Source organism: Paraburkholderia aromaticivorans (genome assembly GCF_012689525.1).
GTDB classification, from domain to species: Bacteria; Pseudomonadota; Gammaproteobacteria; order Burkholderiales; family Burkholderiaceae; genus Paraburkholderia; species Paraburkholderia aromaticivorans_A.
Genome location: NZ_CP051515.1, coordinates 2,124,076 through 2,139,944, shown reverse-complemented (window position 1 = coordinate 2,139,944; position 15,869 = coordinate 2,124,076). Strand labels below are relative to the sequence as shown.

Here is a 15,869-nt window from a genome sequence, read left to right as displayed (position 1 = left end):
GCATTGCGGACAACCGGGCCGCCTGCGAAGATTATGCCCACACTTAAAACCTGCCTGTCCGATGACCACGACTTACCCGCTGCACGCGAACCTCACTTCCGCCGACCAGGCGTTCCCGAAACATGCCGATGTGGTGATCGCCGGCGCCGGCATCATGGGCTGCGCGGCCGCCTACTATCTGGCGCGCCGCGGCCTCTCGGTGGTGGTGCTCGACAAATCGCGAATCGCCGGGCAGCAGTCGTCGCGGGCGTGGGGATTCGTGCGCCAGCAGGGCCGTGAATCCGCCGAAGTGCCGCTGATGATGGCCGGCATCCCGCTTTGGAAAAAACTCGAAAGCGAACTGAATTTCGATCTCGAATGGCGTCAGGGCGGCTGTCTGTACGTCGCGACCGGCGAGGAGGACTGGGCCTCGTTCCGGCAATGGATGGACGTCGCGCGTCAGCACGGACTCGACACGCGCACGCTCGATCGCAAGCAGATCGACACGGTCGTGACCGGCATGCATGCCCCGGCGCTCGGCGGCCTCTACACGCCGAGCGACGGCCAGGCGGAACCGCGCCGCGCCGCGGCCGCTTTCGCGGCGCGCGCAGCGGAGGCCGGCGCGCTGTTCTTCGAAGGCTGCGGCGTGATCGGCGTCGAACGCGCGGGCGGCGCGATTGCCGGCGTGGTCACCGAGCGCGGCACGCTGCGGACCTCGCGCTTTATCTGCGCGGCCGGCGCCAGCAGTTGGCGTCTACTCAAAACGCTCGGGCTCGAACTGCCGCAGCAGGCGGTGCGCGGCACGTGCATGCGCACCAATCCGCTGCCGCGCATCACCGCGTCGACGTTCTGGGGCCACGGCCTCGGCGTGCGGCAGCGCGCGAACGGCGCGATCAATCTCGCCGACGACATGCAGGTCGACGTCGACATGACGCTCGGCCATTTCCGCGCGCTCAAGTGGTTCTTGCCGGAATTGTGGGCGCAGCGCGAGAAGTTCAGCTTCCATCTGAACGGCGCGAGCCTGCGCGATCTGCGCGAGCGTTTGCCGGGCGGCGTGCCGAAACACGAACGTGTGCTGCATCCGCGTGACCCACATCCGCAGCCGAACGTGGGCCACGCGCCGCGTGCGTTGAAAAAACTGCGCGCCTTGTTCCCGGCGTTGAAAGACGCGCAGGTGGTCGAATCGTGGGCCGGCCTGATCGACGTGCTGCCCGACGGCATTCCGGTGATCGACGCGCCGCCGCAGGTCAGTGGGTTGACCATCGCCACCGGCTTTTGCGGTCACGGTTTCGCGATGGGGCCGATCGTCGGCAAACTGCTCGCGGAATTGAACGATGGCGGCCAGGCGTCGCTCGATCTGTCGGCGTTCCGTTTGCAGCGTTTCTTCGACGGCACGATGCAACGGCCTCGCAGCATGCTGTAAAAAACGCACGTCTCAAGCCACTCCGAACATTACCGATGAACGAACCGACCTTGCGCCACGCCGGCGTGCCGTACTACACGCAATGGGGCAGTCCCGAATGGGTTGGCCGGATCGTCGAGCAGCACGGCGACCCCTGCGACGATCCCGGCTGGCAGCGCAGCGGCTTCTCCGACCCCGAGCATTACCGCTTCTGGGCCAAGCGCCTGTGCGGTCTGACGTGTCTCGAGTCGGCGCTCGACTATTGGCGCATCGAACACGCGTCGCGCGCCGCGCTGCTCGACGAAGCGTTGCGGCATGGCGTGTACCGCATGCGCGAGGATGGCGGCGTCGACGGTTTGATCTACCGGCCATTTGCCGATTGGGTGGCCGGCGCGTTCGGCGTTCGGGTCGACGTGCTGCCGCAGGCGCCGCTCGAAGACATGGCCGCGCGCCTGAACGCCGAGACGCTGGCAATCGTCTCCGTGAGCCCCGAGATCCGTTATCCCGACCGGCCCAATCAGCGGCAGGGCGGCCATCTGATCTTGCTGCTCGGACGCGGCCGCGATGGCGTGTGGTTTCACAATCCCTCGGGTATCGCGCCGCATCAGGCGGATGTGTATCTGCCGTTCGACACCATGACGCGTTTCTACGCGGGACGCGGCATGACGCTCAGCCGGATCGTGCGCTAGACGCGACGCGCGGCGAGTAGGTCGTGCGGTGAGCGCGGTGATCGGGCCCGTTTTCTGCTGGAGAGCCGGTACCGACTTCTGCGATACCGGAACCGCCATGAAACGAACCTACGCCCTGTTTGCTGCCAGCTTGATTGCTCTTGGCTCCGCTGCCTCGGCGGACGCTGCCAGCCGCGACGAACAGACCAAGGCCTGCCGCGGCGACGCCATGCATTTTTGCGCCGCCGACATTCCCAACGAAGACAAGATCACCGCCTGCATGAAGCAGCACGTCGACGAACTGAGCCCGGCGTGCCGCGCGATGTTCAAGAGCGGTAAGAAGGGCGGCGACAAAAATACGTCGCAGTAACGGCGGCGCGACTCACCGTCCCGCTTTCGCGATCCGGCCCCTCGGCGCGCCCGGCGTCGTAGAATCGCTTGTCCTCGACTCCCGGAGCCGCCGAGTGCCAGATTCGCCCAAGCCGGAGCCACGTCTGCCGCGCTTCCGTTTGCCGCGCCGCGCCCGCACGCCCTGGCAGGCGCCGCGCGCCCGCACACTGTTCACGCGGCCGGCAGCGTCGCCGCAGCGCATGCTGCTGCATCGCGTCTATCTGGTGGTCGGGTTGTGCGTGCTCGCCTTCGCCGTGCTCTATCTCGATCGGGACGGCCTGCGCGATGCCAACCGCAAAGTTCTCGGCATCGTCGATCTGATGTACTTCACGATGGTCACCGTGGCCACCGTCGGTTACGGCGACATCGTGCCGGTGACCGCCCGCGCGCGGCTCATCGACGCTTTTTTTATCGTGCCGATCCGCATCGTCATCTGGTTCGTGTTTCTCGGCACCGCCTATCAGTTCGTCATTCAACGCGTCATCGAGGAATTCCGCATGAAACGCCTGCAAAAGCAGTTGCGCGATCACGTCGTGATTTGCGGCTATGGATTGAGCGGTTCGGTCGCGGTGCGCGAGTTGCTGGAAAGCGGTTTCACCGCGGAATCGATCGTCGTGATCGATCCGCAGCAGGCGGCGCTGGAAGCGGCCACGGCGTTGGGCGTCGCCGGGCTGCTCGGCGATCCGTCGCGCGAGGATCTGTTGCAGCAGGCGCAGGTGCAGATCGCCCGCGCGGTCATCATTGCCGTCACCGACGACGCCACCGCGATCCTGCTCACGCTGACCGTGCGCAGCGTCGCGCCGCAGACCAAGATCGTCGTGCGGATTCAGGAGCAGACCTATCAGCGCCAGTTGCGCCAGGCCGGGGCGAACGTGATCGTCTCGTCGACCAAGATCGGCGGCTTGCTGCTTGCCGACGCGGTCGACAGCGAATACATCGTGCCCTTCGTGAACGATCTGTTGTCGGCACGCGGCCGCGTCAACCTGGTCGAACGTCGGGCGACGGCGCAGGAGATCGGCCGCTGGAGCAATGCGCTGCCGGGCGCGGTGGTGGTGGGTCTCGTGCGCGCGGGGCGCGTGCTGTCGTTTTACGAAGACGAGCCGTGTCCGATCGAGACGGGCGATCTGCTGATGGTGATCCAGTCGTCGCGCCAGCCGAATGAAACGTCCGCTTCCTGCTAGCCCATTCGAACTCAAACTTCTGCCAAAGACTGGAACAACCTGCCCATGACCCACCCGACCACGCAGACTTTCGACGCCGCCGCGACCACGCGGCTGATTCCCTATGCCGCGCTCGTCGATGCACTCAAGCGCGCGACGATCGACTATGCGCAGCAGCGCATCGCGAGTCCCGAGCGGCTCGTCGTGCCGCTCAACGAAGACGGCATCATGCTGTCGATGCCGGCCACCGCGCCCGATCTCGCGATCCACAAACTGGTCAACGTATGCCCGGCCAATCGCGCACGCGGCCTGCCGACCATCCACGGCAAAGTGATGGCGTTCGACGCCGACACCGGCGAGACGCTTTTCATCCTCGACGGCCCGACCGTGACGGGACGCCGTACGGCAGCGATCTCGATGCTCGGCGTCGACACCTTCGCCGCAACGCCGCGCGAATTCCTGCTGATCGGCACCGGCACGCAGGCGCTCAACCATCTTGAGGCGATCGGCGAACTGTTTCCCGACGCGCGCGTATGGGTGAAGGGCAGCGCGCCCGCGCGCGCCGAGGCGTTTTGCGCCGCGCATCAGGGCAACGCGCATGATCTGCAGCCGCTGACTCAAGCCGGCGCCACGATCCCCGACTCAGTCGACGTGGTGATCGCGCTGACCACGAGCAGACAGCCCGTCTACGACGAAGCGGCGCGCGCGGATCGCCTCGTGATCGGCGTCGGCGCCTTCACACCGGCCATGGTCGAGATCGGCGCGCACACCCTCGGCGGCAGCGCGCTGTTCGTCGACGACGAAGCCGGCGCGCGCCACGAAGCCGGCGACTTCATTCAGGCCGGCGTCGACTGGGCTCAGGTCGGCGGCATCGCTTCGGTGCTCGACAATGCAGCGTTATTGCCGCAAAAAAAACCGATCGTATTTAAAAGCGTCGGCTGCGCGGCGTGGGATCTGGCGGCGTGCCGCGTGGCGCGCGAGGCGTTGTCGGGTGGTTGAAGGTTTGGCGAACAGGCGCGCGCGAGAGGGCTGTGTGAGCGGCCTGCGGGCGTGCTTTGCCACAGAATGGGGCGTTGCCCGCGAATGCGAAAAAGGTCCTGAAAACAGGCCTTTAGCGCGCCAGGTTGGCATATTGCGCCAACCTGAGGCGCATGTTGCCGTGCAAACAATCTCAAAACGTTGCACCATAGGCGTTTGCCAGAAAAAGTGCCAGTCCGCCGGCACTGCGCTGCTGCTTTTTTCTGCCCGTTGACCGACGCCTTATCCCTCACGACGCTGCGACCGCGCTATGACGACCCAACACGCTTCTGCCACTCCCGACCTGCCGCTCGACATGATCATCTTCGGCGGTACCGGCGATCTGTCGTTTCGCAAACTGCTGCCCGCGCTCTACATGGCGCATCTGCACTGCAATCTGCCGCCGAACACCCGCATTCTCACGATCGGCCGCAAGCCCTGGTCGCGTGAGGAGTACATCAACGAATTCATGGAGCTGAAGGCGAAGCCCTTCATCGAAAAGAAAGCGTTCGATGCCGGCGCCTGGGACAAATTTCTTGCGCTGTTCGAATACGTGCGCATGGACGTCGACTCGGTCGAGGACTATCAGCGTCTGAAAGAAGTGTCGCGCGAAGGCGTGCGCCGCGTGTTCTATCTCGCGACGTCGCCGGATCTGTTCACTAACATCTGCGACAACCTCGCCGCCGCGGGATTGATCGACGCCAACTCGCGCGTCGTGCTCGAGAAGCCGCTGGGTCACGATCTGGCCTCCGCGCAGGAAATCAACACGGCGGTCGGCAAGCATTTCAGCGAAGCGCAGATCTACCGGATCGACCACTACCTCGGCAAGGAAACCGTGCAGAACCTGATGGTGCTGCGCTTCGGCAATCCGATTTTCGGCCCGCTGTGGCAGGCGCCGTATATCAAGAGCGTGCAGATCACGGTGGCGGAAACGGTCGGCGTGGGCAGCCGCGCGGGCTTCTACGATAAAACCGGTGCGCTGCGTGACATGGTGCAGAACCACTTGCTGCAATTGCTGTGCATCGTCGCGATGGAGCCGCCGGTGTCGCTCGACCCGGATGCGGTCCGCGACGAAAAGCTCAAGGTGCTGCGTTCGCTGCGGCCCATGACGCCCGAGGACATCGTGCGCGATACCGTGCGCGGGCAGTACACCGCGGGCGCCGTGGACGGCGAGGCAGTGAAGGGTTACCAGGAAGAAGACAATGTGCCGGCGGGCAGTCGCGCCGAAACCTTCGTTGCATTGCGCGCGCATATCAACAACTGGCGCTGGGCGCACGTGCCGTTTTTCCTGCGCACCGGCAAGCGGATGCAGAAGAAGGTGTCGGAGATCGTCATCGAATTCGCCGAACTGCCGTTCTCGATCTTTCCGAAGGGCGGGCGCAATTACGGCAATCGTCTGGTGATCCAGTTGCAGCCGGAAGAATCGATCCAGTTGCAGGTGCTCGCGAAAGAGCCGGGCAGCGGTATGCACATGCTGCCGGTGAATCTGAATCTGGATTTGCAGCAAGCCTTCACCGAGCGTCGCGCGGAAGCGTATGAGCGCTTGCTGATCGACGTGATTCGCGGACGCCTCACGCATTTCATGCGGCGGGACGAACTCGAAGCGGCATGGGCGTGGGCCGAACCGATTCTGGAAGGCTGGGGCAAATCGGGCGAAAAGCCGCGCGGTTATACGGCGGGCACGTTTGGACCGGCTGCTTCGACGGCATTGATGGCGCGCGAAAATGCGGTGTGGGCGGAAGAGTCGCAATAAGCTTTGCCTCAACGCTGTGAAAGCCCGCAAGATGCTTGCGGGCCACAAGCTGTCTACTCCGAAACCTGTCGCCCGTTGGACAGGCGCTTCCATGCGAATGCGCTTGCGAATACAACAACGACGGTTGCGATCAGATAGCCCGAAATGCGTGCTGCCGCCAAAGAGGGATGGCGCGCCTGCATGAGCGTTATCGGCCGCAACAGACTTTGCTCTGTTGCGGCTCGTCATGCGCGTCATTCGCGCGCATGCACTCTCGGTGAATTATCCATTCGACATGACGATTTGATTTCATCTGGATTACGTCTATGATGAGCCTCCTTCGCGTGGCACAGCGCTATAAAAAAGGCGACATGAGTGAAGCGACTTCTCGTGGCAATGACGTGTGTGGCAAGCGTGGTGGCCGTCACGGCGCTCTCGGCGTGCGGCGGTAGCGAGATCAATGCGCAGAACCCGCCGAAAGTGATTATCGACAGCGACTACAACACGCTGAGCGACGATGGCCAACTCGGCGTCATGGCCGCGCAATTGCAGGCGCAAGGCTCATTGAAAGTGCTAGGTATTACGGTGGTCTCCGGCAATCAATGGTTGAAGCAGGGCGTGGCGGATGCGTTGAAATCGGTCGAACGTCTGGGCGTTGAAAATCAGATCGGCGTGTATGCGGGTGCCAATTACGCCTTGTCGCACGACTTCGCCACCATTCAGGCCGAGCAGAAGCAATTCCCCGGCGGCGACGGCTATCTCGGCGCATGGAATACTCCTGAGCCGAAATCCGACAGCGACCTCGTCGCGCCGCCTGACGGCTTCGCGACGCACGCCAAGGTGCAGAGCAAGAGCGCGGTGGATTTCATCGTCGACTCGGTGACGCAATACCCCGGCGAGGTGACGATTCTCGCGATCGGCCCGCTGACCAACATTGCGCTGGCCACGCGCCAGCATCCCGAGATCGTGCCGTTGATCAAGCAGATCATTTACATGGGCGGAGCGATCGACGTGCCGGGCAACACCACGCCGACTGCCGAGTTCAACTGGTGGTTCGATCCGGAAGCGGCGAAGACCGTGTTGCGCCTGCCAATCAAACAGGTGGTGATTCCGCTCGATGTAACCGACACCGTGAAGATGGACAAAGCGCTGTACGACCGTGTCGCGCACGACCCGACGAAGCAGACCATCATCACGCAATTGTTCAAGACGTTGAATGGCTATGGTTTCGACGGCAAGAACGGTTTCGAGACCAACCCGAACTACACGACGAACATCTGGGACACGCTGACGCTGGCGTATCTGATGCATCCTTCGTTCGCCACGCAGTCCGTGGACGAATGGGTGGACGTGGACATGAGCTTCGGTGCGAACGATGGCAAGGCGACCGGTTATACGAGTTCGCCGCCGGCGGTCTTGCAGAAGATGACGGTGGTGAAACGCTTCGACAATCCGAATTTCTTTAACTTCTATGTCGACCTGCTGACACGGCCGGTGCCGGTCACGCTGCCGAGCTGACGCGGTTTTCTACCGCGCTGCGCGCCTGCATTCAATCCGCCTCAGGCGGGATGCAGGCCGCGCAGCAATTGACGGACACGCGAGAGATCCTGATCGACGTGCTCCGCTTTCTCGAACAACTCCGCCAGCCAGTCCACGAACGCGCGCACGCGCGGCGACACGCGGCGATTCTTCACGTAGGCAACCGAGACTGGCATCGGCACGGGCTTCCATTGCGGCATGACTTCGCGCAATAGTCCCGAGTCGAGATACGGTTGCGCGGCGATCCGCGCGGGCTGGATCAAGCCGAGGCCTTGCAGGCCGCAGGTGAGATAGGCCTGTTCGTCGCTGACCTTGACGAAGCCTTTCACCTTCACGTTTTGCGCTTCGCCGTCCACCTCGAAATCGAAATCTACTTCGCGGCCGTTATGCGGCGACATGCAATTGACGGCCGCATGTCCTCGCAAATCGTCGAGATCCGTGGGCGTACCGTAGCGGGCCAGGTAGGCCGGACTCGCGCAGGTCACGTGTTCGAGCGTGCCGAGTTGGCGCGCGACCAGATTCGAGTCCGGCAATTCGCCGAGCTGGATGCTGCAGTCGATGGCTTCAGTGATCAGATCGACTGTGCGGTTGCTGATGCCGATCGCGAGATCGAGGTTGGGGTAACGCGTGTGGAAGTCGTCCAGAGCTGGCAGCACGATGGCGCTTGCTACGGCGCCGGGCATTTCGATGCGCAGACGGCCGGTCAGGTTATCCGTCGCATGACGGATGCTGGCTTCCATTTCGTCGATGTCGGCGAGGATTTGCGCGCAGCGTTCGTAGTAGGCCGCGCCTTCGGGGGTGACGCTTAGGCGCCGCGTTGTGCGGGCCAGGAGGACGGTGCCTAGCAGGGCTTCCAGATTCTGGACGATGGTGGTCGCCGTGGCGCGTGGAATGTTTAATGATTCCGCTGCGCGGGTGAAGCTGTTGGTGTCCACGATTCGGATGAAGGTGCGCATTGCAGTTATTCTGTCAATCACGGGTTCATGCTCCAGTCGAGGGTTAAGGTTTTGCGGTTTTTTTTGCTTGCGCTGTGTTTTTTGTTTGGGATACTTATGGTTTTGGCCTTTCCTTGAATTCATGGTGGTCTATTAGCGTTGCCCCTGTGCGGGGCGGCACTTACTTCTCTTTGCCGCCGAAAGAGAAGTAAGCAAGAGAAAGCGGCTCAAACCGCTAATTCTTAAGCGGGTCCCCCGTACAGTCGCGGCAGTGGTGCATCTGGAATCGGTGCCCTCGCACATTTGGCCCCGGTGACAAAGCCGTCATACTTCCCGCCTCGCGCTCCGCGCTCGCCGGAGCGATCCGCGAAAAACCAGTGGATTTGTTTGTGTGTGTGTGGCGGGGGGCCATCGGCTTCGCCTCGGCGACATGCCGAAAAAACCGGTGGGTTTAATGAAGTGCCGCGGGGCGCGTAGCGCCGCCGGAAGTATGACTGCTTTGTCAGTATGGCTAAATGTGCGAGGGCACTGATTCCAGATGTACCACTACCGCGACTGTACGGGGGACCCGCTTAAGAATTAGCGGTTTGAGCCGCTTTCTCTTGCTTACTTCTCTTTGCGGCCCTCCATGTCAGGCTAGTTGTCGCCTCACCCGAACCGATTAGTGTAAAGATGGGGGGCGGACAGCGAATGGAAGATGAAACGCTATTCAGCGGAAACCCGGGAGTGGGTAATCAAACAGATGATGCCGCCGTTTAATCGTGCGGTCGTTGAGCTGGCGGGAGCGACGGGCATCACCACGGTGACGCTACGGACCTGGCGGCAACATGCAAGGGATGCAGGGGTATTCATGCCGGGTAATGGCAGAACCAGCGATCAGTGGTCAAGCGCCGACAAGTTCAGGGTGGTGCTGGAGACGGCGTCGCTCAACGAGGCCGAGACCTCCCAGTACTGTCGCAGCAAGGGCATCTATCCGGAGCAGATCCGGCAGTGGCGCGAGGCGTGCGAGCAGGCCAACGTAGCGCCTGAAACAAAGCCAACGGCTGCCCAGCGCAATGAAGCAAAGGCCGCTCACAAACGCATCCGTGAGCTGGAGCGCCAGCTCAGGCGCAGCGATGCCGCGCGGGCGGAGGCAGCGGCGTTGCTGAACCTGCGAAAAAAAGCCGAAGCGATCTGGGGCAAGGAAGAGGAAGACTGATCAGCAGCCCGGATCGCGATGAAGCCATGCAGTTGATCGATGAAGCGGTACAGCATGGGGCACGCCGCTCGCGTGCATGCGAGCAGTTGGGGCTCAGCGTGCGCAGTGTCCAGCGCTGGCGCCTGTCGCCGCAGGACGGGCGCACCCAGGTGAAGCGTGCGGCACCGCCCAACAAGCTCAGTGAGGCCGAGCGTCAGGCCGTGCTCGACGCAGCCAACCGCCCGGGCTACGCGAGTCTGACGCCGCACCAGATTGTGCCGAAACTGGCGGATGAAGGGATTTATCTGGCATCCGAATCGACGTTTTACCGGGTGCTGAAAGCGGCAGGACAAAGCCAGCGTCGAGGCCGTGCGCGAGCCCCGCGACGACGCACGCTCACGACGCATTGTGCGCAGGGTCCGAATCAGGTGTGGTGCTGGGATATTACGTGGATGCCGACCACAGTCAGGGGCCGGTACTTCTACTGGTACATGATGAAGGACATCTACAGCCGCAAACTGGTGATGAACGAGGTCTGGGAGCAGGAGTCGGCCGAGCATGCGAGCGTCCTGCTGGCCAAGGGATGTTTGCGTGAAGGCCTCGCCGGGCGGCCGCTGGTGCTGCATTCGGATAACGGCAGTGCGATGAAAGGTGCCACCATGCGCGCGGCGATGATCGATCTCGGTGTGCAGCCTTCGTTCAGCCGGCCGCGCGTGAGCAACGACAACGCGTTTGCCGAGTCGCTATTCCGCACGGCAAAGTACTGTCCGTTGTGGCCCGAGCAGCCGTTCGACACGCTGGAGGCGGCTCGGGAATGGGTGCAGCGCTTCGTGCAGTGGTACAACGAAGAGCACTGCCACAGCGGCCTGAAGTATGTCAGCCCGGGCCAGCGGCATCGCGGCGAAGCCAACGACCTGCTGGCCCGACGGCGTGCGCTGTACCGCAGCGCGCGCATGCAAAACCCGGCGCGCTGGTCAGGGGCCATCCGCAACTGGCACCTGACAGACGCGGTCTATCTGAATCCGGAACGAACCTCGGCCTCAGCCAAAATGTACAGGCAGGCAGCGTAACGCGGTTCTGGCGACAACTACCTTGACACACACCGGCGGCGGCAAAGAGAAGTAAGTGCCGCCCCGCACAGGGGCAACGCTAATAGACCACCATGAATTCAAGGAAAGGCCAAAACCATAAACAACACAGTCAAAAAACGACGCACAAAAAACCCGATCAAAAAGCCCACGCCGCAGGCCAAAAAAAACGACCCCCGGCGCAAGCCAAAAAAAACCAAAAATCACTTCCGCAAGGAATCCAAATCAATCACAAACCGATACTTAACATCACTCTTTAGCATCCGTTCAAAAGCCTCATTGATCCCCTGCGCAGGAATCACCTCAATATCCGAAGTAATCCCATGTTCCCCGCAGAAGTCCAACATTTCCTGCGTCTCAGCAATCCCCCCAATCAACGACCCAGCGAGACGCCGCCGCTTGAAGATCAGATTAAAAACTTGCGGCGACGGATGATCATGCTCCGGCGCGCCGACCAGCGTCATAGTCCCATCCCGCTTGAGCAGGTTCAAAAACGGATTCAGATCATGCTGAGCGGCAACCGTATTCACAATCAAATCGAAGCTATTCAAATGCGCTTCCATTTCCTCGGCATTCCTGGAAATCACGACTTCATGCGCACCCAACCGCTTCGCATCTTCGATCTTCGACGGCGACGTCGTGAACAACACAACATGCGCACCCATCGCACGAGCGAGCTTCACACCCATATGCCCCAGGCCGCCAAGACCAACAATGCCGACCTTCTTGCCAGGACCGGCACCCCAGGTCCGCAGCGGCGAATACGTGGTGATCCCCGCACAAAGCAACGGCGCGACACCCGCAGGATCGAGATTCTCCGGCACGCGCAGCGTGAACGCTTCGTCCACGACGAGTTGCGTGGAATACCCGCCGTAAGTGATCTGCCCATCAACCCGGTCGACACCGTTATACGTGCCGACAAAACCGTTCTCGCAATACTGCTCGAGACCTTCCTCGCAACTCGCACACGTGCGGCACGAATCGACCAGACAGCCGACGCCGACCAGATCGCCCGCCTTGTATTTCGTCACGTCCGGACCAACCGCGGTCACGCGGCCGACAATCTCATGGCCCGGCACAACCGGAAACACCGTGTTCTTCCATTCGTTGCGCGCCTGATGCAAATCGGAATGGCACACACCGCAAAACAGAACTTCCATCTGCACGTCATGGGCGCGCAGTTCGCGGCGCTGGATTTCGAACGGGGCGAGCGGCGTGGTAGCGTCGGTCGCTGCATAGGCGTAAGTCGTGCTCATGGGTAGCTCCAGCAAAGAGGGTGAAGTCGCAAGGCGCCGGCGATGGGCGACGCATGTCGCCGATGTGGCCAACCTCGTCATGAACCGGGATCACGGCGCGGGCGGTGGCTGGCAAATTCGTCAAACTGGGAATTGGCAACCGAGCCCGGCGCAGCGCGGAAAAGGATGATCCGGCAGGGTTCCCATGATAGGAGCGGCCAGGGAGCCCTGGAATACCTGAATGTCTTGAAGATTTGCCTAAAACTCCTGGCAAGGAGCGCGATAGGTCGTTTGGTGCTAAATTTCAAGCATTATTCTCTCGCACGTCACTATACCGTCATGTCCCCCCGTTCCGCTGAACCCGTATCGGTCGATCCCGCACAGCAGCGCGTGGTCGAGTTATTCGATGTGCTCGCGCCCACCCCGGGCCTCACGCGCACGAGTCTCGAAGGCGTCAATCTGATGCGCGCGAATAGTCCCATGCCGCGCATGCCGGTCATGTACGAGCCGAGCATCGTGATCGTCTGCCAGGGCCGTAAGCGCGGCTTTCTCGGCGATCAGGTGTTCCAGTACGACGCGCAGCAGTACCTGGTGCTCTCGGTGCCCTTGCCATTCGAATGCGAGACCGAGGCGAGCCCGGAAGAGCCATTCCTCGCGATCTCGGTGCGCGTCGATCTGACCATGGTGGCCGAATTGCTGATGGCGTTGAACGAAACGCACGGCGCCGCGCAGAACGAACCCGTCGGCATCTATTCGACACCGCTCGACCTGGCGCTGAGCAACGCGGTGCAACGTTTGATGGACGCGCTGGCTTCGCCGCTCGACGCGCGCATTCTCGCGCCCGGTGTGGTGCGCGAAATCTGTTATCGCGTGCTGACTGGGGAGCAGGGCGACGCGATTCGCGCGGCGCTCACGCATCAGAATCATTTCGGCCGCATTGCCAAAGCATTGCGGCGAATTCATGCGGATTACCACAGCGTGCTCGACGTCGATACGCTCGCGTCCGAAGCGGGCATGAGCCTCGCCGTGTTCCATGCGCAATTCAAGGCCGTCACCGCGACTTCGCCGATGCAATACGTGAAGACCACGCGTTTGCATCACGCGCGTTTGCTGATGGTGCAGGATGGTTTGAATGCGGGCGCGGCCGCGGCGCGGGTCGGCTATGAAAGCGCGTCGCAATTCAGCCGCGAGTTCAAGCGTCTGTTCGGGCTGAGCCCGGTCGACGAAGTGAAGCGCATGCGTGCCGTCTACGATGCGCCGCCGCCGCGCGTGGTCAAACCGGTGGCACGTTACGTCACCGCGGTGTGATCGGGCGAGCTTGCCGCGCTATAGGTTACAAACCGCTGAACCAGTTGTACCCCTGGTCTTCCCAATAGCCGCCGGGATTCGTGTTGGTCACGAAGATCGCCGCGATGTGCTTGGGATTCTTGAAGCCGAGTTTGGTCGGTACGCGCAGCTTCAGCGGGTAGCCGTATTTGGCCGGCAGCGGCTCATTGCGGAAATCGAGCGTGAGCTGCGTCTGCGGATGCAGGGCCGTCGCCATGTCGAGACTGGAGTAATAGCGGTCCGCGCATTTGAAGCCGACATAGCGCGCATTCAGATCGGCGCCGACGCGCTCCAGAAACGTGCGAAACGGCACGCCGCGCCATTGTCCGATCGCGCTCCATCCTTCAATGCAGATGTGGCGTGTGATCTGCGAAGCCTGCGGCAATGCGCGTAGCTGATCGAGATTCCAGGTGCGCTTGTCCGAGACGAGCCCCGACACTTCCAGTTGATACGTCGAGCCGTCGATGTCCGGCGCGTCGAACTCCGGATAAAACGCATTGAACGGGAACGGGTCCGTGATTTCACGTGCCGAATAGGTCGGCGCGAGCTTGTTGCGGTCGAACAGCCAGCCTTGCACGCGATCGTTCCAGCGCGACATGGCCCAGAGCACCTTGTCGACCGAATCGCCGTCCTGCATGTTGCAGCCCGAGAGCATCGCCAGTGCGCCGATGGAGAGCGACGACCGCAGGAACAGCCGCCGTTGCAGGCGCTCGATTTGCGGCTGATGATCGGCAAGCACGATGCGGGATTGGCGCGCGTTGCCGTTGGGTTTGGATGCGCTCATGCCTGGCTCCCTTCATGCGCCGAATGTGGCCGTGCGCGTCCCGTCAGCATCGGCAGCAAGGTGCGCGGTACGAGCAGTACCAGCGCCAGATGCACGACCACGAAACCGACCACGCCCGCCATCGCGATGAAATGCACGCGCCGCGCAAAGTCGAAGCCGCCGAATAGCGCGGTGAGCCACGAGAATTGCACGGGCTTCCAGATGGACAGCCCCGACGCCACTAGCAACACGCCAAGGCACAGCACGAGCAGATACAGTGCACGTTGCACCGCGTTATATTTGCCGGAATCGTGCGGCAGCTTGAAGCGCAGCGCGAGGCTTGCGTCATGCACCACGTCGCGCGGATGAACTGGCAACAGCTTGCGCCGGAAATGCCCACGTCCAACGCCATACGCGAAATACAGCAACCCGTTCGCGCAGAGCAGCCACATCGCCGCGAAATGCCACGCAATCGAGCCGCCCAGCCATCCCCCGACGGTCGCCCAAACCGGAAATCTGAACGGGAAAAACGGCGACGCGTTATAGATGGCCCAGCCGCTCATCACCATGCAGACCATCGCGAACGCGTTGATCCAGTGCGTGATTCGCACGACGAGCGGGTGGACGAGCAGGCGCGTTTGCGGTTCGGGCATGGTGCAAGGGTCGCGAGACGAACAGGAAGAGGAAAGCCGCGTCATTGAAGAACGCGGCTGTTCAAGCAAACAGGACAGCTGGCAACGCCGTATTACATCGGCGGCGTCACGCCATGCTCGCCCGCGGAGATGAAGTTGGCGGCCATCGAGCCGTCGGCTTCCTTGTGCGCGAACAACACGACTTTCGCGCCCGGCACGAGCAGCGAACGGTCACCCGGTTCCAGCGCGACGATAGGCACGTCTTGCGGAATCACGATTTTCTTTTCGCCGTCCTTGTACTTCACGGTGATCGTGCGGCCGTTGCTGACCACGAGCGAACCGACTGTGCCGTTGGTCATCGAGCTGTTGCCGCCGAGATCCCACGGACGATGGCCTTCGCCGGAACCGCGCATGCTCGCCGGGAACACGTGCACTTCGAGCGCCTTCAGCGTGCCGTCCGCCTGCGGAATCGCGGCGGTGCCGACATAGCTGTCCGGCTTGATGTCGTTGATGTTGGCGAGCACCACGCCGCGAATCGGCGTGTCCTTGGCGAGCTTCACGTCGACGTCCTTGCCGTCGCGCGTGTGGACCTTGAGCAGATCGCCCGACAGCGACGTCACCGTGCCGCGCACGCCGGTCGGCGCGGCGCTCTGGGCCTGTGCAGCCGGTCCGGCAGCGAGGAAAGCAGCGGCGACGAGCGCGGGGGCCGCGAAGGCGCGCAACGCACGCGCGGAAACGATCTTCATGAATCTGCTCCAAGTGGTGAAGGATAGGGGCAGATTAGACCCGGGACGGGCTCCGGCGAGTGACAGACGGATGACAAAAA

At 62.3% G+C, this 15,869-nt stretch carries 14 protein-coding genes; 9 read left to right on the top strand and 5 right to left on the bottom strand.

Annotated features, from left to right (window positions below):
* Nucleotides 1–61 precede the first annotated feature (61 nt).
* The 7 genes from HF916_RS21390 to HF916_RS21360 all read left to right on the top strand — a co-directional run bounded on the left by HF916_RS21390 (nt 62) and on the right by HF916_RS21360 (nt 7,866).
* Nucleotides 62–1,402, top strand: coding sequence for an NAD(P)/FAD-dependent oxidoreductase (locus tag HF916_RS21390; protein ID WP_168790817.1), 1,341 nt, complete (start codon nt 62–64; stop codon nt 1,400–1,402).
* 35 nt (nt 1,403–1,437) lie between these two features.
* Complete coding sequence (locus HF916_RS21385; RefSeq protein WP_168790816.1) at nt 1,438–2,070, top strand: C39 family peptidase; 633 nt, start codon at nt 1,438–1,440, stop codon at nt 2,068–2,070.
* Between the two features lie 97 nt (nt 2,071–2,167).
* The gene (locus HF916_RS21380) at nt 2,168–2,419 is read left to right on the top strand and encodes a hypothetical protein (protein ID WP_168790815.1); all 252 of its coding nucleotides are present in this window, start codon (nt 2,168–2,170) and stop codon (nt 2,417–2,419) included.
* 94 nt (nt 2,420–2,513) lie between these two features.
* Nucleotides 2,514–3,620, top strand: coding sequence for a potassium channel family protein (locus HF916_RS21375; protein WP_168790814.1), 1,107 nt, complete (start codon nt 2,514–2,516; stop codon nt 3,618–3,620).
* Between the two features lie 45 nt (nt 3,621–3,665).
* Complete coding sequence (gene lhpI / locus HF916_RS21370) at nt 3,666–4,598, top strand: bifunctional Delta(1)-pyrroline-2-carboxylate/Delta(1)-piperideine-2-carboxylate reductase (protein ID WP_168790813.1); 933 nt, start codon at nt 3,666–3,668, stop codon at nt 4,596–4,598.
* 289 nt (nt 4,599–4,887) lie between these two features.
* On the top strand, nt 4,888–6,369 hold the full coding sequence (gene zwf / locus HF916_RS21365) for a glucose-6-phosphate dehydrogenase (protein WP_168790812.1): 1,482 nt from the start codon (nt 4,888–4,890) through the stop codon (nt 6,367–6,369).
* A gap of 354 nt (nt 6,370–6,723) precedes the next feature.
* Entirely contained in the window at nt 6,724–7,866 is a 1,143-nt protein-coding gene (locus HF916_RS21360; protein WP_168790811.1) for a nucleoside hydrolase, read from the top strand.
* Between the two features lie 41 nt (nt 7,867–7,907).
* Here HF916_RS21360 and HF916_RS21355 read toward each other — a convergent pair whose 3' ends face one another.
* Nucleotides 7,908–8,864 carry a LysR family transcriptional regulator gene (locus HF916_RS21355; RefSeq protein WP_168790810.1) on the bottom strand — a complete coding sequence of 319 codons (957 nt, stop codon included), beginning with the start codon at nt 8,862–8,864 and terminating at the stop codon, nt 7,908–7,910.
* A 655-nt stretch (nt 8,865–9,519) separates the two neighbouring features.
* On the opposite strand from HF916_RS21355, the gene HF916_RS21350 reads away from it, so the two are divergent.
* Nucleotides 9,520–11,069, top strand: a protein-coding gene (locus tag HF916_RS21350; protein ID WP_240975460.1) for an IS3 family transposase whose coding sequence is annotated in 2 segments (ribosomal slippage) — nt 9,520–9,994 and nt 9,994–11,069 — 1,551 coding nt in all. Because the reading frame shifts where the segments join, the coding sequence is not laid out codon by codon here.
* 221 nt (nt 11,070–11,290) lie between these two features.
* Here HF916_RS21350 and HF916_RS21345 read toward each other — a convergent pair.
* Nucleotides 11,291–12,343: an NAD(P)-dependent alcohol dehydrogenase gene (locus HF916_RS21345; protein WP_168792100.1), complete on the bottom strand. Its 1,053-nt coding sequence runs from the start codon at nt 12,341–12,343 to the stop codon at nt 11,291–11,293.
* A 318-nt stretch (nt 12,344–12,661) separates the two neighbouring features.
* On the opposite strand from HF916_RS21345, the gene HF916_RS21340 reads away from it, so the two are divergent.
* Nucleotides 12,662–13,630, top strand: a complete 969-nt coding sequence (locus HF916_RS21340) for an AraC family transcriptional regulator (RefSeq protein WP_168790809.1) — start codon at nt 12,662–12,664, stop codon at nt 13,628–13,630.
* Nucleotides 13,631–13,655: 25 nt separating this feature from the next.
* Here HF916_RS21340 and HF916_RS21335 read toward each other — a convergent pair whose 3' ends face one another.
* From HF916_RS21335 to HF916_RS21325, 3 genes are all read right to left on the bottom strand, one after another.
* Complete coding sequence (locus HF916_RS21335) at nt 13,656–14,432, bottom strand: molybdopterin-dependent oxidoreductase (RefSeq protein WP_168790808.1); 777 nt, start codon at nt 14,430–14,432, stop codon at nt 13,656–13,658.
* Entirely contained in the window at nt 14,429–15,064 is a 636-nt protein-coding gene (locus HF916_RS21330; RefSeq protein WP_168790807.1) for a cytochrome b/b6 domain-containing protein, read from the bottom strand. The genes HF916_RS21335 and HF916_RS21330 overlap by 4 nt, the downstream gene beginning before the upstream one ends.
* Before the next feature lie 92 nt (nt 15,065–15,156).
* On the bottom strand, nt 15,157–15,789 hold the full coding sequence (locus tag HF916_RS21325) for a hypothetical protein (protein ID WP_168790806.1): 633 nt from the start codon (nt 15,787–15,789) through the stop codon (nt 15,157–15,159).
* Between the last annotated feature and the right edge of the window lie 80 nt (nt 15,790–15,869).